The sequence below is a fragment of the Vibrio sp. 10N.222.52.B7 genome (genome assembly GCF_041474275.1).
Lineage (GTDB): Bacteria > Pseudomonadota > Gammaproteobacteria > Enterobacterales > Vibrionaceae > Vibrio > Vibrio crassostreae_C.
Genome location: NZ_JBFRTU010000520.1, coordinates 1 through 313, shown reverse-complemented (window position 1 = coordinate 313; position 313 = coordinate 1). Strand labels below are relative to the sequence as shown.

Annotated in this window: 1 protein-coding gene; it reads left to right on the top strand. The window is 47.3% G+C overall.

All coding sequences use genetic code 11. From position 1 onward, the window contains the following. The coding region (locus AB4512_RS23985; RefSeq protein WP_372175999.1) for an ABC transporter transmembrane domain-containing protein at positions 1-313 on the top strand (313 nt) is incomplete at both ends.

Sequence of the window (313 nt, the reverse complement as noted above, 5' to 3'; positions counted from 1 at the left end):
AGAAGTACGCGAACTTAATTGAGAGTTTGGCTGGGTTAGAAACCGTTAAGCTATTCAGCGCGCAAAGTCAGTTCCAATTCCGTTGGGAAGAAGCGGTTGCGCACATGGCAAACTGGAATATCAAAAGTCGTCGCATCACCGACAGCATCCAAAATACTGCTGGCTTTGTGCAACAAAGTACCAATGTAGGTATGATCATTTTTGGTGTGTACCTCATCGCAGAAGGTGAACTCACTATGGGTGGCTTGATTGCCGCGACCATGTTGAGCGGCCGTGCCATAGGTCCTCTTGTTCAACTTTCACTGCTTTCTAC